A 16,084-nucleotide genomic window follows, 5' to 3' on the forward strand; every position below is an offset into this window, starting at 1 on the left:
GCCCAACCCCCCAAGCCTACGGCATTCGGGGGAGGGCTCCCGCCAACCAGTTGCTTACCGAGAGTTCCTGGTCGATCCTCTGGCGAGGACTACCAGGAGCTCTTGGTGACGCCCGGCAGCTCGCCGCGGTGGGCCATCTCACGAAGGCACACACGGCACAGGCCGAACTTGCGGTAGACGGAGTGGGGCCGGCCGCAACGCTGGCAGCGGGTGTAACCGCGCACCGCGAACTTGGGCTTGCGGGCGGCCTTTTCGATCAAAGCCTTCTTCGCCACGGTCAGTTCTCCTTGAACGGGAAGCCGAGGTGACGAAGGAGGGCACGACCCTCGTCGTCGTTGGTCGCCGTGGTCACCACGGTGATGTCCATGCCCCGGACCCGGTCGATCTTGTCCTGGTCGATCTCGTGGAACATGACCTGCTCCGTGAGACCGAAGGTGTAGTTGCCACGGCCGTCGAACTGCTTCGGCGACAGACCGCGGAAGTCACGGATACGCGGCAGCGCGAGCGACAGCGTACGGTCCAGGAACTCCCACATGCGGTCACCGCGGAGGGTGACGTGGCAGCCGATCGGCTGGCCCTCGCGCAGCTTGAACTGCGCGATGGACTTCCGGGCCTTGGTGACGGCCGGCTTCTGGCCCGTGATCGTGGTGAGGTCGCGGATGGCGCCCTCGATCAGCTTGGAGTCGCGGGCGGCGTCGCCCACACCCATGTTGACCACGATCTTGACGAGGCCGGGGATCTGCATGACGTTCTCGTACGAGAACTCCTCACGCAGCTTGCCCGTGATCTCCTCGCGGTAGCGCAGCTTCAGACGGGGTGCAGTGGTGGTCGTCATCAGATGTCCTCACCGGTCCGCTTGGCAACGCGGATCTTCTTGCCCTCGTCGTCGAAGCGGTAGCCGACGCGGGTGACGACCTTCTTGCCGTCCTTCTCCACGACCAGCTGAACGTTGCTGACATGGACGGGGGCCTCGGTGGTGACGATGCCGCCGGTCTGCGAACCGCGAGCCGTCTGACCGGCCTTGGTGTGCTTCTTGACCCGGTTGACACCCTCGACGAGGACGCGGTTCTGCGTGGGGATGGCCAGAATGACCTTCCCCTGCTTGCCCTTGTCCTTACCGGTGATGACCTGGACCAGGTCGCCCTTCTTGATCTTCATGCTTACAGCACCTCCGGCGCGAGCGAGATGATCTTCATGAACTTCTTCTCGCGCAGTTCACGGCCCACCGGGCCGAAGATACGGGTGCCGCGAGGGTCGCCGTCGTTCTTCAGGATGACGGCGGCGTTCTCGTCGAAGCGAATGTACGAGCCGTCCGGACGGCGGCGCTCCTTGACCGTGCGAACGATGACCGCCTTGACGACGTCACCCTTCTTGACGTTCGCACCGGGGATCGCGTCCTTGACGGTGGCGACGATGACGTCGCCGATGCCCGCGTAGCGGCGGCCCGAGCCACCGAGAACACGGATGGTGAGAATTTCCTTCGCACCCGTGTTGTCGGCGACACGAAGTCGCGACTCCTGCTGGATCACGTGTATCTCCTGATCGTCTGCCGGTTCCCCGGGGGGCTGAACACTCCAGCCCCCCGGAGCCTGGCGGAACTACTCCGAAGGTATGCCTTCGAAGGGACTACTTGGCCTTCTCAAGGATCTCGATGATGCGCCACCGCTTCGTGGCGGACAGCGGCCGGGTCTCCATCAGGAGGACGCGGTCGCCGATGCCGGCGGCGTTCTGCTCGTCGTGCGCCTTGAGCTTGTTCGTACGGCGGATGACCTTGCCGTACAGAGCGTGCTTCACGCGGTCCTCGACAGCGACGACGACGGTCTTGTCCATCTTGTCGCTGACGACGAGACCCTCGCGGGTCTTGCGGAATCCGCGCTCGCCGCTCGGGGTGTTCTCGGTCACGTTGTTCTCAGTCATCAGGCGCTCTCCACCGTCTCGATGCCCAGCTCGCGCTCACGCATCAGGGTGTAGATCCGCGCGATGTCCTTGCGGACGGCCTTGAGCCGACCGTGGTTCTCGAGCTGGCCCGTCGCCGCCTGGAAGCGGAGATTGAACAGCTCTTCCTTGGCTTCGCGAAGCTTGTTGACAAGCTCCTCGTCGCCCAGTTCGCGCAGCTCGGACGCCTTGGTAACGGCCGCCATCACGACTCACCTGCCTCGCGCCGAACGATCCGGCACTTCATCGGAAGCTTGTGAGCTGCGCGGGTAAGCGCCTCACGCGCAATCTTCTCGTTCGGGTAGGACAGCTCGAACATCACCCGACCGGGCTTGACGTTCGCGATCCACCACTCGGGGGAACCCTTACCGGAACCCATGCGGGTCTCGGCGGGCTTCTTGGTGAGCGGGCGGTCCGGGTAGATGTTGATCCAGACCTTGCCGCCACGCTTGATGTGGCGGGTCATCGCGATACGAGCGGCCTCGATCTGACGGTTCGTCACGTATGCCGGGGTCAGCGCCTGGATGCCGTACTCGCCGAACGCAACCTGCGTGCCACCCTTGGACATACCGCTGCGCTTCGGGTGGTGCTGCTTGCGGTGCTTGACCCTACGGGGGATCAGCATTTCGGTCAGGCCTCCGTTCCGCCGGTAGAAGAGGTCGTCGCCTCCGCGGCCGGAGCAGCCGTCGCGTCGGCCTTGGGGGCCTCCGCGCCGGGAGCCTGCTGCGGCTTGCGGCCACCGCGGCCACCGCGCTCGCCGCCACGGCCGCCACCGGCGCCACCGCGGCCGGCGGGACGGTCGTTGCCGCCACCACGGGCCGGGCGGTTGCCCGCGCGGGCCGCGGCGTTCTCGGCACGCACCTCGGCGATGTTCTTGACGTCGCCCTTGTAGATCCAGACCTTCACGCCGATGCGGCCGAAGGTCGTCTTGGCCTCGAAGAAGCCGTAGTCCACGTTCGCGCGGAGGGTGTGCAGGGGCACACGGCCCTCGCGGTAGAACTCCGAGCGGGACATCTCGGCGCCGCCGAGGCGGCCACCGCACTGGATCTTGATGCCCTTGGCGCCGGCCTTCATCGTCGACTGCATGCTCTTACGCATGGCGCGACGGAAGGAGACACGCGAGGACAGCTGCTCGGCGACGGCCTGGGCCACCAGCTGAGCGTCCACCTCGGGGTTCTTGACCTCGAGGATGTTCAGCTGGACCTGCTTGCCGGTCAGCTTCTCCAGCTCGCCGCGGATACGGTCGGCCTCGGCGCCGCGGCGGCCGATGACGATGCCCGGACGCGCGGTGTGGATGTCGACGCGGACGCGGTCGCGGGTGCGCTCGATCTCGACCTTCGAGATGCCGGCCCGCTCCATGCCCTTCGTCATCATGCGACGAATGGCGACGTCTTCCTTGACGTAGTCCTTGTACAGCTTGTCGGCGTACCACCGGGACTTGAAGTCCGTGGTGATGCCGAGCCGGAACCCATGCGGGTTAACCTTCTGGCCCATTACCGGGTTCCTTCCTTGCTGCTGACGACCACGGTGATGTGGCTGGTCCGCTTGCGGATCCGGTAGGCACGGCCCTGGGCACGCGGCCGGAACCGCTTCAGGGTCGGACCCTCATCCACATACGCCTCGCTGATGACCAGCGAAGAGGCGTCCGGGTGGTCGTAGTTGTGCGCGGCGTTGGCAATAGCGCTGTCAAGCACCTTGCCGACCGGCACGCTCGCGGCCTGCGCGGCGAAACGCAGGACCGCCTGAGCCTCCGTGGCATCCATGCCACGGATGAGGTCCACCACTCGGCGGGCCTTCATGGGCGTGACGCGGATGTACCGCGCCTGGGCCCTGGCTTCCATGGTTGTCCCTTCGGTGTAAGTCATAGTCGGTTACACCCCGCGTTAGCGGCGCTTCGACTTCCGGTCGTCCTTGACGTGGCCGCGGAAGGTGCGAGTCGGCGAGAACTCGCCGAGCTTGTGGCCGACCATCGACTCGGTGACGAACACCGGGACGTGGATCTTGCCGTTGTGCACCGCGATCGTGTGGCCCAGCATGGCCGGGATGATCATTGAGCGCCGGGACCAGGTCTTGATGACGTTCTTGGTGCCTGCTTCGTTCTGGACGTCCACCTTCTTGATCAGGTGGTCGTCGACGAAGGGCCCCTTCTTGAGACTGCGCGGCATCTAAACCCGCTCCTAGCGCTTCTTGTTCGACTTGCGGCGGCGGACGATGTACTTGCTGCTTGCCTTCTTCGGCGAGCGAGTACGACCCTCCTTCTGACCCCACGGGCTGACCGGGTGACGTCCACCGGAGGTCTTGCCCTCACCACCACCGTGCGGGTGGTCGACCGGGTTCATCGCGACACCGCGGACGGTCGGGCGGACGCCCTTCCAGCGCATACGGCCGGCCTTGCCCCAGTTGATGTTCGACTGCTCGGCGTTGCCGACCTCACCGATCGTGGCGCGGCAGCGGACGTCGACCATGCGGACTTCACCGGACGGCATGCGAAGGGTGGCCATCGTGCCCTCCTTCGCCAGCAGCTGCACCGAAGCACCCGCGGAGCGGGAGATCTTCGCGCCGCCACCGGGCCGGAGCTCGATCGCGTGGATCGTGGTACCGACCGGGATGTGGCGCAGCGGCAGGTTGTTGCCGGGCTTGATGTCGGCCCCGGGGCCGTTCTCGACCCGGTCACCCTGGCTGAGCTTGGCCGGCGCGATGATGTAGCGCTTCTCGCCGTCCGCGTAGTGCAGCAGCGCGATGCGCGCGGTGCGGTTGGGGTCGTACTCGATGTGCGCGACCTTGGCAGGCACGCCGTCCTTGTCGTGACGACGGAAGTCGATCACGCGGTAGGCGCGCTTGTGGCCACCACCCTGGTGGCGAACGGTCACACGACCGGCGTTGTTACGGCCGCCCTTGCTGTGCAGCGGGCGGACCAGCGACTTCTCCGGCGTGGACCGCGTGATCTCGACAAAGTCGGCGACGCTGGAGCCACGACGGCCCGGGGTCGTCGGCTTGTACTTGCGGATACCCATTTCTCAGTCCTCGTCCGATTCCGGACGACTCGGACCTCCGTCAGGAGGCCGGGCCGCCGAAGATGTCGATACGGTCGCCCTCAGCGAGGGTCACGATGGCGCGCTTGGTGTTCGCGCGCTTGCCGAAACCGGTGCGGGTGCGCTTGCGCTTGCCCTGCCGGTTGATCGTGTTGACCCCGGCGACCTTGACCGAGAAGACCGCTTCCACGGCCTGCTTGATCTGGGTCTTGTTGGCGGTGGGCGCCACGATGAACGTGTACTTGTTCTCGTCGAGGAGCGCGTAGCTCTTCTCCGACACCACGGGCTTCACAAGAATGTCGCGGTGGTCGTGGAACGTCTTGCTGGTGATCTCGGCCATCAGGCTTCGGCCCCCTCGTTCTCGTTGTCATCGGCCTTGGAAGGGCCAGACACGAAGGACTCGAAGGCGGCCTTGGTGAAGACCACGTCGTCGGAGACGATCACGTCGTACGTGTTCAGCTGGCCCGGCGCCAGGATGTGTACCTGGGGCAGGTTACGCGCGGACAGCCACGCGGCCTCGTCGCTCCGCTCGGCGACCAGGAGCACGTTCTTGCGCTCGCTGATCTTGCCCAGCAGGGTCTTCGCGGCCTTGGTGGAGATCGCGTCCTCGACCAGGCCGGAGACGACGTGGATCCGCGAGTGGCGCGCCCGGTCGGTGAGGGCGGCGCGCAGGGCGGCTGCCTTCATCTTCTTGGGCGTCCGCTGCGAGTAGTCGCGCGGCTGCGGGCCGTGGACGACGCCACCGCCGACGAACTGCGGAGCGCGGGTCGAGCCCTGACGGGCGCGGCCGGTGCCCTTCTGGCGGTACGGCTTGCGCCCACCACCACGGACCTCGCCGCGTGTCTTGGTCTTGTGCGTGCCCTGGCGGGCAGCTGCCAGCTGGGCGACAACGACCTGGTGGATCAGCGGGATGCTGACCTTGGCGTCGAAGATCTCCGCGGGGAGTTCGACGGTCCCGGCCTTGTCGCCTGCCGGCGAAAGGATGTCAACAGTGCTCATCGTTACCTCAGGCCCCCTTGGCCGCGGTACGGACCAGGACGAGGCCGCCGTTCGGACCAGGAACCGCGCCCTTGATCAGGAGCAGGCCCTTCTCCGCGTCAACGGCATATACGGTCAGGTTCTGTGTGGTGACCCGCTCGTTGCCCATGCGACCGGCCATCCGCATGCCCTTGAACACACGGCCGGGGGTGGCGCAGCCACCGATGGAGCCGGGCGAGCGGTGCTTGCGCTGGACGCCGTGACCGGCGCCGAGGCCCTTGAAGTTGTGACGCTTCATGACACCGGCGAAGCCCTTGCCCTTGCTCTTGCCGGTGACGTCGACCTTGACGCCGGACTCGAAGACAGAGGCGGTGACCTCCTGGCCGAGCGTGTACTCGCCGGCGTCGGAGGTGCGGAGCTCCACCAGGTGGCGGCGCGGGGTCACGTCGGCCTTGGCGAAGTGGCCCTTGAGGGGCTTGTTCACCTTGCGCGGGTCGATCTCGCCGAAGGCGATCTGGACCGACTCGTAGCCGTCGGAGTCATTCGTACGGACCTGGGTAACGACGCAGGGTCCGGCCTTGACCACGGTCACCGGGACGACACGGTTGTTCTCGTCCCAGACCTGGGTCATGCCGAGCTTCTCGCCCAGGACACCCTTGATCTGCTTTGCCATTCTTCCGCGCCTCTCAGAGCTTGATCTCGATGTCAACGCCGGCCGGAAGGTCCAGGCGCATCAACGAGTCAACGGTCTTGGGCGTCGGGTCGAGAATGTCGATCAGGCGCTTGTGCGTGCGCATCTCGAAGTGCTCGCGAGAATCCTTGTACTTGTGCGGCGACTTGATGACGCAGTACACGTTCTTCTCAGTGGGCAGCGGCACCGGGCCCGCGACCGACGCACCAGTACGCGTCACCGTCTCGACGATCTTCTTCGCCGAGGAATCGATGACCTCGTGGTCGTAGGCCTTGAGCCGGATGCGGATCTTCTGTCCCGCCATGGCTGCTAGTAGTCCTGTCTCTCGTCACGCTCTGGAACCCGGTGAGGTTCGCGTCCCGCTCCGACCCACGCGGTCGGGCGTGTCGCATCCCCTCTACGAAAATCTCCCGAAGGAGATCCCAACCAAGGGGGTGCGGGCCCAGGACCGCGAGCCGGAGGCACAACACCTACCGGGCGCCTGGCCGGCGCCCCACTGACACTTCCCGGAAGATTCCCGTACGTCCGCACCAGCGCTGCCCCGTAAGGCAGTTGGCACGACGAGTACTGTGGGACTCGCTTCCGGTCCTCCCGGCGGGAGGCGCGCAGCATTGACGCTCAACCGAGCAACCTGAACAGTGTGCCACAGGGCCTGTGACCCTGGCCAATCGCGGCGGAAAAGGGTACCCCAACGGATGGCGCACGAATCCTTGGGCGATATCCGCGCGTGGCGGAGCGGGTGGCGCGGGGCGCCGGGGCGCGTACCGCCCTCACCCTGCCGCTGAACCCTGCCCCACTGTGTCCCGTCCTATCCGGTAAGGGCCGATCGCGCATCGGCGGTCGCTCCTACGGACGACAACACCGGGATTGGACAAAGATCACCGACATGACCTCACTTCCCGTACGGCTCCCCGCCCGCCGCACCCTCGCGCTCGCCGCCGCGGCGCTGAGCGGCGCGCTGGCCGTGACGACCGCCGCCGTCGCACCCGCGCTGGCGACCACGCCACACCCCGCACGGCACCTCGACTACGTGGCCCTGGGCGACTCCCTCGCCTCCGGCCCCGGCGTCCCCGACCAGGTCGACGCGAACTGCCTGCGGTCGGACCACAACTACCCGTCACTGATCGCGAAGGCGCTGCGCGGGACGCGGCTGACGGACGTGAGCTGCTCCGGCGCGTCCACGGCCCAGATGACCGCGCCGCAGGGCACGGCGGGGCCGCAGTTCGACGCGCTGAACCGCGGCACCGACCTGGTGACGATCACGATCGGCGTCAACAACGTGGGCGTCGACGGCGCCGGCTTCACCAGCATCATCGGTACGTGCGCGAAGCTCGGCGCGACGGACCCGGCCGGCAGCCCCTGCAAGGACTTCTTCCACAAGGACGGCTTCGACCAGCTCCGGAAGAACATCGACGACACGGCCCCGAAGATCGCCGCGACCCTGGCGGGCATCCACCAGCGCGCGCCGCACGCCAAGGTCCTGGTCGTCGGATACCCCGACCTGTTCCCGGACGACGGTTCGAGCTGCACGAGCGCCGAAGTCCCGTTCGCGAAGGGCGACTTCACGTTCCTGAGGGACGCGAACCGCAGCCTCAACGCGATGCTGGCGCACCAGGCCGGGCGCGGGGGCGCGCGGTACGTGGACACGTACCGCCCCACGATCGGCCACGACATGTGCAAGCCGGCGGGCGTGCGCTGGATCGAACCGGTGGTCCCCCCGACCCCGGCGGCCCCGGCCCACCCCAACGCCCGCGGCCAGCAGGCCCTGGCGGACGCGGTACTCGCCCGCCGCTAGACCTGCGCGGAGGCGTACCCGACAAAGCCGGCCCACGCGTCAGGGGAAACCCCGAGGCGCGGGCCGGCGGGGTTCTTGGAGTCCCGGACGAGAACGGTGGCGGGGGTGGCGGCGACTTCGACGCACGCTGCGCCTTCGTTGCTGCTGTAGCTGCTCTTGACCCACGCGACTTCGACGCACTCGGGGCCGTCATTGGTGCTGTAGCTGCTCTTCGTCCACTCCAACGCGGAAGCGTTCCGAGAGGGCTTGAGGGTCATGTCTCTCCCAGTACTTTCTCGATGAGGGCGAGCGACTCCGTTGGCCTGAGCGCCTGCGATCGGATCATCCCATAGCGCATCTCCAGGATCTGGACCTCACGCGGATTGGAGATCACGCGGCTGATGAGCTGGACCTCGTTGTGCCCCACCGCCGTGCCATCCGGGAGCTTCAGCACCTGGAGCGACCCGCCGAGCCCAGCGTGATGCTCGGATGCCGTGGGCATCACCTGGATTTCGACGTGCCTCAACTTCGCCATCTCCAGGAGATGTTGAAGTTGCTGCCGAAGCACCATTCTGCCCCCGATAGGGCGCAGGAGCATTGCCTCCTCCTGCACAAAAGTCAGCAACGGGGCAGGACGCCGGGCGAAGATCGACTGCCGGGCCATCCGTGCGGCCACCAGCCGGTCGAGCTGGTCCTCGTCGTACGCCGGCCTCCGCAGGCCGAACAGCGCTCGCGCGTAGTCCTCGGTCTGCAAAAGGCCGTGAATGACGGTGTTCCCGTACGCGCCCAGCTCAACGGCCCCGGCCTCCAGCCGCGCCAGGTCCCGGACCTTCTTCGGATACCGGGCGCCCGCAACGTCCTCCTTCATCGCGGCAATCTTGCCTCCAGCCCCCAACACCTCATCCGCCCGATCCAGGAACTCCGGCTTGGGGATCCGCTGCCCCGACTCGACCTTGTAGACCTGGGCCTCCCCGTACCCGATAGCCGCGCCGAACTCCGCGCGGCTCATCCCCGCGCCCGTACGCCACAGCTTGATCTGGCGCCCCACCGCCTCGATCACGGCTCCCGAGTCGTCCTCGAGATCCGGCTCCCAGTCGGGCTCGTCGGCCGCGTCGTTCGCGTACAAGGGTGCGCACCTCCAGCAGGTCACCTAGGACGGCGAGGACAGATCCGTACACGAGCCGGACAGTCACGGTCCGTACACCCATCCTCACTGTTCAGGCTACGCACACCCGACCACGCTGTGTGACGTGAACCTCGAAAACAGCAACCTGACCCATCAGTTCAGCGTCCAGCTCTCCTCGACCCGCAGGGGCGCCCGGCTGGCGCGGCTGCTGGGCACCGAGCAGATCCGTTCGTGGGGCCTCCCCCACGAGGCGGCGGCCCAGGTCATCGCGGAGCTCGCCTCCAACGCGGCGACGCACGGACGCTCGCCGGGCCGGGACTTCCGCATCGTCCTGACGCTCCCGTCCCCGACCACGCTCCGTATCGAGGTGACGGACACCCGCCCGGACCGCCTCCCCACCACCCCCCGCAACGCGGCCCTGGACGAGGAGTGGGGCAGAGGCCTCGTCCTGGTCAACGCCCTGTCCACCCGCTGGGGAGCAATCACAGGCCCCCCACCCTGCAAAACAGTCTGGGCGGAGCTGGACCTCACACCGGGGACAGCCTCTGACTCATACGTCGAGCGCCATCCCTAGCTAGGGCCGGTCCAGCCCGGCAAGCACGGCTTCCCGTGTCGCCAGTACCTCCCTGAGCTCGATTGCGAATGCCCCTGGTGACAGCGCGTCCAGGCGCCGGTACATCTCCAAAGCCTCGTCCGCGGCCGCCAAGGCCTCGGGAAGCAAACTATTCAGGAGGTTCAGCCTCGCCAGGAGCCACAGCGAGCTGGCGAGACTCGGCTCGTGGGCGGTGGGGGCTGCTTCGACCAGCCGACGACGGGTGACGATGGCCTCATCGATCGATCTCAAAGCCTCATCCTTCCGCCCCATAGCGCCGCATTTGAGAGCACGGTTGTGCAGGGCCATCGCGAGGTCGGGCTCGAACGCGGCGGGATTGGCGCTCGCCATCCGACGCCACATGGCGAGGGCCTCGTCAATGGCGGCAAGACTCTCGTCCCACCTCGCCTCCCGCGCGTATTGGTTCGACAAGTTGTTCAGCGATCCTGCGAAGTTGGGCTCGTCGGCCAGAGGATCGGTCGCTGCCCGCCGCCTCCAGAGCTCTGTGGCCTCTTCGCTCGCGGCGAGCCCTTCATCCCAGCGTCCGAGATGGCCGAGGACATTGGACAAATTACTCAAGGAAACGGCGAGTTCGGACGTGGAGAAGGCCGGGTCGGCAGCGACCAACTTGCGCCAGATCTCAATGGCCTCCTCGACAACGGCAAGAGCGTCCTCAAAACGTCTTGCCCTCTGATAGCCGTTGGACAGGTTGTTCAACGAGGCGGCGTAATCACGCTCCCGGAGATCAAGGCCGGCCTCCGCCAGCTTTCGGTGGGCCGTCACTGCCTCCAGGTCGGCGACAAGGGCTTCTTTGTGCCAACCCGCGTTCGCGAAACGGAGCGACTGGCCCCCGAGCAGGAGTGCCCGCTGCGTGAGATCCGTGCAGACGTCAAGACGACGCCGGATGAGGTGCCTTGTCAGAGCGGCCATGCCGGAGTCGAGGTCGGTGTGACGCCCCGGGGGAAAGCGGGCCTCCACCGCCGCCAGTGCCTCGATCGGCAGGGCTTCGAGGCCAGCCAGCGCCCCGAGAACCGCACCACCCGCGTACAGGGCGAGCTCCGGACGCTCCACGAGCAGAGGTGCCAGCTGACCGGCGAGGTGCGGCCAACGGGCCGCCGCAGCGATCAGTACGGTCAGGGCGGGCCGTGCCCACGCCGGCGGCTTCGTGCCGTCGTGGGCCAGAAGGCGCTGGGGCGCGGTGGACGCCCAAGGGTCCGGCGCGAAATGGTCCAGGTGGTGACCCGGCGTGGTCAGGGCCACGAAGTCCTCGGCCAGACGGTCCGGGTAGAGCGGTTCGAGCACCGACCCGGAGTGTGGTGTGGCCGGCGGATAGGCGACCGCGTGGTCGGACAGCGTCTCCACCCCCCGGTCCGAGGGGCAGGCGCCGATCGCCAGGAGGGCATCGCGCCCGGAGTCGTACGGCTGCGCACCTGTCAGCGCGGCCGTGTACACAGCATGCGCCAGCGTCGCGGGCGGGGTGGTGACGCGGCCGTTCGCGTACAGGGTCCGCCAGTGGTCCCGCTCGCGGTCCAGCAGATACGCCGACACGCGTCCGGGGCTGGTCAGCGCGCCTGTTTCCGTACCGATCCGGTGGGCGTCGACGGCGGCCAGCGCGGCCATGTGCACACTCAGCACCTGTCCGAAGGCCGGGTCCCGGAGCGTATCGGGCGGGGTGATGGCGTCGGCGCCTGCCGTGTCCAGAGCACGGGCGAAGTGGTCGCGGGCGGCGGTGAAGAGCGACTCCGGGTCGGTATCCGCGTCCTGCGCCAGCGGCGGCAGGGCAAGGGCGTCGGTGGGAAGGTCCAGACGGTCGAGGCGATGGGCCAAGGTCTGCCACCAGACCCCCGCCGGGCGGGCCAGCAGCAGGACACGTGCCTGGCGGCCCTGTCGGGCGGCGTCGGTGATCATGGCCCGCAGATCCTCCTCCGGCCACCGCTCCGCGTAGTCCGCGACGAGGAGCACCCCCGTACCCACTGGCGGTCCGCTCCCGGTCTGTTCCGCGCCCGGCGACGGATCGCTCGCGTGCCGCGCCTGAAGCACTTCCCAGCCGGCCGCCCGGCTCGCGGCCGCGAACTCCGCGCCCAAGCGGGTCTTCCCCTGACCGCCGGGTCCGTGCAGGAGAAGAACCGAAGCGGGCAGGCTCTCGTCGCGCCACGCGGCGAGCGCGGCCAGCTCGCCCGCCCGCCCGGTGAAGTCCACCAGCGCGTAGCTCGCCAGCAGCAGCCGGGCCGGCTGGGCACGGGCCCGGTCCGTCGTCGGATGCGGGCGGTCGGACGGGAACGCGTCCACCCGGTACAGGGGGCGCTCGCTCGGCGCGGTGGTGATGGTGACATCGCCGGTCACCTCACTGACCTGGACCAGCGGCCCGTGCACCACCGAGCCGGCAACCCACTGCCTGTTCCGGCTCACGGTCCGTCGATCTCCACGTCCGAAGTGGTGTCGCGTACTTGGTCCACCGGGCCGGAGGCCGAGGTGCCCCGTACCGACTGACCCCCGCCGGGAGGGGGCGCTTGGGTGGGCGTGGCTCCTGGCGGGACAGCAAGCGGCGGGCCTGCCGGGCCCCGGTGGGTGATCCGTACGCTGCCGCCCGTTCCCGCCACCTGCGTCACTCCCCCGCCCACCGCGCTGTTCTCCACGGCCTGTGAACCGCCGGTCCCGCCACCACCCCCGCCGGTGGTCCGCCGGATCCCGGCCACCGAGATCCCCAGCCCCGCCAGGGCCACGAACAGGCCCAGCACGCTCGCCCACTTGTCGGCCTGATCCAGTCCCACCACTACCAGGTGGGCGGCCAGTGCCCCCACGGCCACTACTGCCACCGACCCGCCGGCCCACGTCTGCGCTCGCCCCGTCATGGAGCCATGGTCGGGCATCCGCACCTGTCCCGGATGCGTCCATGCGCGTACGGTGACAACGCCGTTACGGCCCCTGCGGGTGAGAACCCCGCCCTACGGCTCCTGGGGCGCGTCCGGGGGCGGGTACTCGGACTCGGGGTATTCGTCGGGCAGTTCTCGTACGTCCTCGTCGGGGGACGTGAGCGCGGCCTCACGCCAACGGGCGAGCAGGGTCAGGTCGTTGACGTCCTCCAGGAGCATCGCCAGCGCGCGCATCGCGAAGACGTCCGTCACCTCGTCGCGCAGGGTGGCGGCCACGAGCGGGGCCAGCTCGGCGTGCGGGGTGCCGGGACGGCTCAGGGCGCGCAGGGCCCGTCTGCTGAAGATGCCGGGCGGGCCCAGGCTCAGGGTGTACGGGTACAGGTCGGGGACGAGCTCGCGGAACAGCTCCGGACGGTCGCCGGCCTCCTCCTCGACCAGGGAGAACACGGCGTACGACGAGTCGCCGTCCGCCAGGGCCTTGCGGAGCACGGGCAGCAGGTCGGTGCCGAGCAGTTCCTCCTTGACCCGCTCGTACTTCCGGCGCTTCCCGAGGAAGTCGGTCCAGACGTCCTCCGGGGTCCATTCGGTGACGGACTCCCACCACTTCGCCCATTCCCGCCGGCCCACGGCAGCCCCCTCAGCCCGCGAGCGGATCGCCGACGGCGACCGGGGTCGGGGTCGGGGTCGGGGTCGGGGGGCCGGGCTCCTTCGGGGTGCTGTGCATGAGGTTCCGCCTCTCCGCCTCTCCGGTGCGAGTGGTCCGGACGTGGAGGAGACCTGCGGGGCGGGGGAATGGTTGCGCGTGGGTTGTCCGGCTGAACTGCCTTGCGGGGCAGGGGTGTTGCGTGTCAGAGGTGCTGGGCCCGCCACGCGTGCAGGTCGCTGTGTACGTCTCTCAGCGCCGCGTACGACGCCGTGTAGACCTGGAACAGGCCCTCCAGCCGGTCGGCGTTCCGCTCGTCGGGGGTGAGGAGCCGGCCGCCGTGGACCGCTCGCGCCACCGCCGTGGCCATGTCCGGGTGGATGCCCGCGCCCACGGCGCCCAGGAGGGCCGCGCCCAGTACCGCGGAGTCGCGTACCGCCAGGCGTTCGACCGGGCGGCGCAGGACGTCCGCGTGGATCTGGGCCCACAGGTCGCTGCGGGCGCCGCCGCCCGAGAAGGTGACCGTCCCCAGGGGCGCGCCGCAGGCCTCCTCCACCGCGGCGAGCACGTGCCGGGCGGACATGGCGACGCCTTCGAGGACGGCCCGGGACAGGTGGGGCCTGGCCGTGCCCGTACTGAGGCCCAGGAAGCTGCCCCGTACCTCGGCGTCCCAGAGCGGCGCCCGCTCCCCCATCAGGTACGGGGTGAAGACCACGCCGGAGGAGCCGGGCGGGGAGGTCGCGGCCTCGGCCACCGCCTCCTCGACGGTCAGGCCCGCGGTCCTGCTCCACCAGCGCAGGGCGTCGCCGCCCGCCTGGGTCGGTCCGGCGTGGACATGGACGCCGTCCACGGGCGGGAAGCTCACGACTCCCGGGGTCGGGACGTGGCGGGAGGAGGAGCCGGCCACGATCAGCGAGGTCCCGCACGTGACCATCGCCCGTCCGGGCACGGTCAGGCCGGAGCCGAAGACGCTGCCGAACGCGTCCATCGTGCCGACGACGACCGTGGCGTCACCGCAGCCCAGCGCCGTGTCGGCGACCGGGCCGAGCGGGGCGTGCGGCTCCCGGAGGGGCGGCAGGAGGGGGGCGAGGCCGTCGACCTGGGCGACCGCCGCGCCGATGTAGCCGGTGCCGGTCGCGTCGGCCAGCCGGACCGATGCCAGCCGGTCGGTGGCGATCCGGCCGGTCAGCCGGGCGGCGACGTAGTCCTTCGGGCTGAGGATCCAGCGCGTACGGGCCCAGACGTCCGGCGCGTGCCGTGCGAACCACTCGGCCCGCGCGGGCAGGTACGAGGCGTCCAGGGTCACGGGCCCGCCCCACAGCTCCCGCTTGCGTTCGGCGCCGAACCGGCCGTCCAGCTCGCGGGCGACGGCCGCGCAGCGCTGGTCCTGCCAGATGACGGCGGGGGCGAGGGGGCGCAGGTCGTCGTCGACGAGGAGGTGGGTGTTCACCTGGCTGACGAGGCCGATCGCGCGGACCGCCCCGGCGGGGGTGCCCGCGGTGACGGCACCGATCCCGGCCACGACCGCCCGCCACCAGTCACCGGCATCCTGCTCGGCCCACCCCTCGCGGGGGCGGGAGGTGGGAATCGGAACGGTGTGCGAGCGCAGCAACTCCCCGGCCGGGGTGAACGCGGCGACCTTGACCGCGGTGGTACCGACGTCGACACCCAGGACGAGGTCGTCGCGGCCGCACTGGTCGACGGGAGCCCTGGCGGGGGCGTCGGCTTGGGGCGGGGCTTCGGCTTCGGTGGCGGCCGGCGGCGGGGCCGTGGTCCGGGCGGCGGCTGGGTCCGCGTCGGCCAAGGTGGCCGCCGGGGGTGAGGCTTCGGCCAGGGTGGCCGCCGGAGCCGGGGCGTCGGCCTGGGTGGCCGCCGAGGGCGAGGCTTCGGCCTGGGGGGCGGCCGGGTCCGCGTCGGCCAGGGTGGCCGCCGAGGCCGAGGCCGAGGCCGAGGCCGGGGCCGGGGCCGGGGTCGAGGCCAGGGCCAGGGCCGGGGCCGAGGTCGACGTCGGGGCCGAGGCCAGGGTCGAGGCCGGGGGCGGAGCCGGGGCGCCGGCCTGGGTGGCGGCCGGGCACGGGGCTTCGGCCTGGATGGCGGCCGAGGGCACGGCTTTGGTCCGGGGGGGCGGCGAGGGACGGGGCGTCAGCCAGGGTGGCCGCCGAGGCCGCGGCCGCGGCCTGGGCCTGGGCCTGGGCCTGGGCCGGTGTTGCGGCCAAGGGCGGGGTCTGGGCCGAGGGCGGGGTTGGAGCCGGGGCGTCTGCCTGGGTGGCGGCGGGGGCCGGGGCTTTGGTCCGGTGGGTGGCCGAGGGCGGGGTCGGGGTCCGGGCCGGGGTCCGGGCCTGGGTCTGAGTCCGGGCCGGGGCCGGGGCTTCGGTACGCGCGGCGGACGGCGCTTCAGTACGCGCGGCGGACGGCGCCTCGGCACGGGCTTCGGTATGCG

The 16,084-nt window shown here is 69.6% G+C and carries 23 protein-coding genes; 2 read left to right on the forward strand and 21 right to left on the reverse strand.

The window, feature by feature from the left end; genetic code table 11:
- Positions 1 to 89 precede the first annotated feature (89 nt).
- From HA039_RS13355 to rpsJ, 15 genes are all read right to left on the reverse strand, one after another.
- Positions 90 to 275: a type Z 30S ribosomal protein S14 gene (locus HA039_RS13355; RefSeq protein WP_161311152.1), complete on the reverse strand. Its 186-nt coding sequence runs from the start codon at positions 273 to 275 to the stop codon at positions 90 to 92.
- Between the two features lie 2 nt (positions 276 to 277).
- Positions 278 to 835, reverse strand: coding sequence for a 50S ribosomal protein L5 (gene rplE, locus HA039_RS13360; protein WP_161311153.1), 558 nt, complete (start codon positions 833 to 835; stop codon positions 278 to 280).
- Entirely contained in the window at positions 835 to 1,158 is a 324-nt protein-coding gene (gene rplX / locus HA039_RS13365) for a 50S ribosomal protein L24 (protein ID WP_161311154.1), read from the reverse strand. The genes rplE and rplX overlap by 1 nt, the downstream gene beginning before the upstream one ends.
- A gap of 2 nt (positions 1,159 to 1,160) precedes the next feature.
- A complete protein-coding gene (gene rplN, locus HA039_RS13370; RefSeq protein WP_161311155.1) occupies positions 1,161 to 1,529 on the reverse strand; it encodes a 50S ribosomal protein L14 in 369 nt (122 codons plus the stop codon).
- 97 nt (positions 1,530 to 1,626) lie between these two features.
- Complete coding sequence (gene rpsQ / locus HA039_RS13375; protein WP_167028584.1) at positions 1,627 to 1,917, reverse strand: 30S ribosomal protein S17; 291 nt, start codon at positions 1,915 to 1,917, stop codon at positions 1,627 to 1,629.
- A complete protein-coding gene (gene rpmC, locus HA039_RS13380) occupies positions 1,917 to 2,141 on the reverse strand; it encodes a 50S ribosomal protein L29 (RefSeq protein WP_161311158.1) in 225 nt (74 codons plus the stop codon). Before rpmC ends, rpsQ begins: the two co-directional genes overlap by 1 nt.
- Positions 2,141 to 2,560: a 50S ribosomal protein L16 gene (gene rplP / locus HA039_RS13385; RefSeq protein WP_014047785.1), complete on the reverse strand. Its 420-nt coding sequence runs from the start codon at positions 2,558 to 2,560 to the stop codon at positions 2,141 to 2,143. Before rplP ends, rpmC begins: the two co-directional genes overlap by 1 nt.
- Before the next feature lie 5 nt (positions 2,561 to 2,565).
- Positions 2,566 to 3,429: a 30S ribosomal protein S3 gene (gene rpsC, locus HA039_RS13390; protein WP_167028587.1), complete on the reverse strand. Its 864-nt coding sequence runs from the start codon at positions 3,427 to 3,429 to the stop codon at positions 2,566 to 2,568.
- Positions 3,429 to 3,776 (reverse strand): 50S ribosomal protein L22, encoded by a 348-nt coding sequence (rplV, locus tag HA039_RS13395; RefSeq protein WP_161308667.1) that lies wholly within the window; start codon positions 3,774 to 3,776, stop codon positions 3,429 to 3,431. Before rplV ends, rpsC begins: the two co-directional genes overlap by 1 nt.
- 42 nt (positions 3,777 to 3,818) lie before the next feature.
- Complete coding sequence (gene rpsS / locus HA039_RS13400) at positions 3,819 to 4,100, reverse strand: 30S ribosomal protein S19 (RefSeq protein ID WP_127356386.1); 282 nt, start codon at positions 4,098 to 4,100, stop codon at positions 3,819 to 3,821.
- Between the two features lie 12 nt (positions 4,101 to 4,112).
- Entirely contained in the window at positions 4,113 to 4,949 is an 837-nt protein-coding gene (rplB, locus tag HA039_RS13405) for a 50S ribosomal protein L2 (protein WP_167028590.1), read from the reverse strand.
- A gap of 40 nt (positions 4,950 to 4,989) precedes the next feature.
- The gene (gene rplW / locus HA039_RS13410; RefSeq protein ID WP_161308664.1) at positions 4,990 to 5,307 is read right to left on the reverse strand and encodes a 50S ribosomal protein L23; all 318 of its coding nucleotides are present in this window, start codon (positions 5,305 to 5,307) and stop codon (positions 4,990 to 4,992) included.
- Positions 5,307 to 5,966: a 50S ribosomal protein L4 gene (rplD, locus tag HA039_RS13415; RefSeq protein WP_167028593.1), complete on the reverse strand. Its 660-nt coding sequence runs from the start codon at positions 5,964 to 5,966 to the stop codon at positions 5,307 to 5,309. Before rplD ends, rplW begins: the two co-directional genes overlap by 1 nt.
- A gap of 7 nt (positions 5,967 to 5,973) precedes the next feature.
- Entirely contained in the window at positions 5,974 to 6,618 is a 645-nt protein-coding gene (rplC, locus tag HA039_RS13420) for a 50S ribosomal protein L3 (RefSeq protein ID WP_167028596.1), read from the reverse strand.
- A gap of 13 nt (positions 6,619 to 6,631) precedes the next feature.
- A complete protein-coding gene (rpsJ, locus tag HA039_RS13425; protein WP_003948644.1) occupies positions 6,632 to 6,940 on the reverse strand; it encodes a 30S ribosomal protein S10 in 309 nt (102 codons plus the stop codon).
- 582 nt (positions 6,941 to 7,522) lie between these two features.
- Here rpsJ and HA039_RS13430 point away from each other — a divergent pair.
- Positions 7,523 to 8,431, forward strand: a complete 909-nt coding sequence (locus tag HA039_RS13430; protein WP_167028599.1) for an SGNH/GDSL hydrolase family protein — start codon at positions 7,523 to 7,525, stop codon at positions 8,429 to 8,431.
- Here the strand turns inward: HA039_RS13430 and HA039_RS13435 are convergent.
- Both HA039_RS13435 and HA039_RS13440 read right to left on the reverse strand, forming a co-directional pair.
- Positions 8,428 to 8,688 (reverse strand): DUF397 domain-containing protein, encoded by a 261-nt coding sequence (locus HA039_RS13435; RefSeq protein WP_167028602.1) that lies wholly within the window; start codon positions 8,686 to 8,688, stop codon positions 8,428 to 8,430. The genes HA039_RS13430 and HA039_RS13435 overlap by 4 nt on opposite strands.
- Positions 8,685 to 9,536 carry a helix-turn-helix domain-containing protein gene (locus HA039_RS13440; RefSeq protein WP_167028605.1) on the reverse strand — a complete coding sequence of 284 codons (852 nt, stop codon included), beginning with the start codon at positions 9,534 to 9,536 and terminating at the stop codon, positions 8,685 to 8,687. Before HA039_RS13440 ends, HA039_RS13435 begins: the two co-directional genes overlap by 4 nt.
- 124 nt (positions 9,537 to 9,660) lie before the next feature.
- On the opposite strand from HA039_RS13440, the gene HA039_RS13445 reads away from it, so the two are divergent.
- A complete protein-coding gene (locus tag HA039_RS13445) occupies positions 9,661 to 10,110 on the forward strand; it encodes an ATP-binding protein (RefSeq protein ID WP_208298611.1) in 450 nt (149 codons plus the stop codon).
- Here the strand turns inward: HA039_RS13445 and HA039_RS13450 are convergent, their stop codons facing one another.
- The 4 genes from HA039_RS13450 to HA039_RS13465 all read right to left on the reverse strand — a co-directional run bounded on the left by HA039_RS13450 (position 10,111) and on the right by HA039_RS13465 (position 15,751).
- Entirely contained in the window at positions 10,111 to 12,537 is a 2,427-nt protein-coding gene (locus HA039_RS13450; protein ID WP_167028608.1) for a tetratricopeptide repeat protein, read from the reverse strand. It lies immediately after the preceding gene.
- Entirely contained in the window at positions 12,534 to 12,980 is a 447-nt protein-coding gene (locus HA039_RS13455; RefSeq protein WP_208298612.1) for a hypothetical protein, read from the reverse strand. Before HA039_RS13455 ends, HA039_RS13450 begins: the two co-directional genes overlap by 4 nt.
- A 93-nt stretch (positions 12,981 to 13,073) precedes the next feature.
- Entirely contained in the window at positions 13,074 to 13,628 is a 555-nt protein-coding gene (locus HA039_RS13460) for a hypothetical protein (RefSeq protein ID WP_167028611.1), read from the reverse strand.
- 221 nt (positions 13,629 to 13,849) lie between these two features.
- Positions 13,850 to 15,751, reverse strand: coding sequence for a xylulokinase (locus HA039_RS13465; RefSeq protein WP_279592830.1), 1,902 nt, complete (start codon positions 15,749 to 15,751; stop codon positions 13,850 to 13,852).
- Positions 15,752 to 16,084: the final 333 nt, after the last annotated feature.

The sequence above is a fragment of the Streptomyces liangshanensis genome, from assembly GCF_011694815.1.
GTDB classification, from domain to species: domain Bacteria; phylum Actinomycetota; class Actinomycetes; order Streptomycetales; family Streptomycetaceae; genus Streptomyces; species Streptomyces liangshanensis.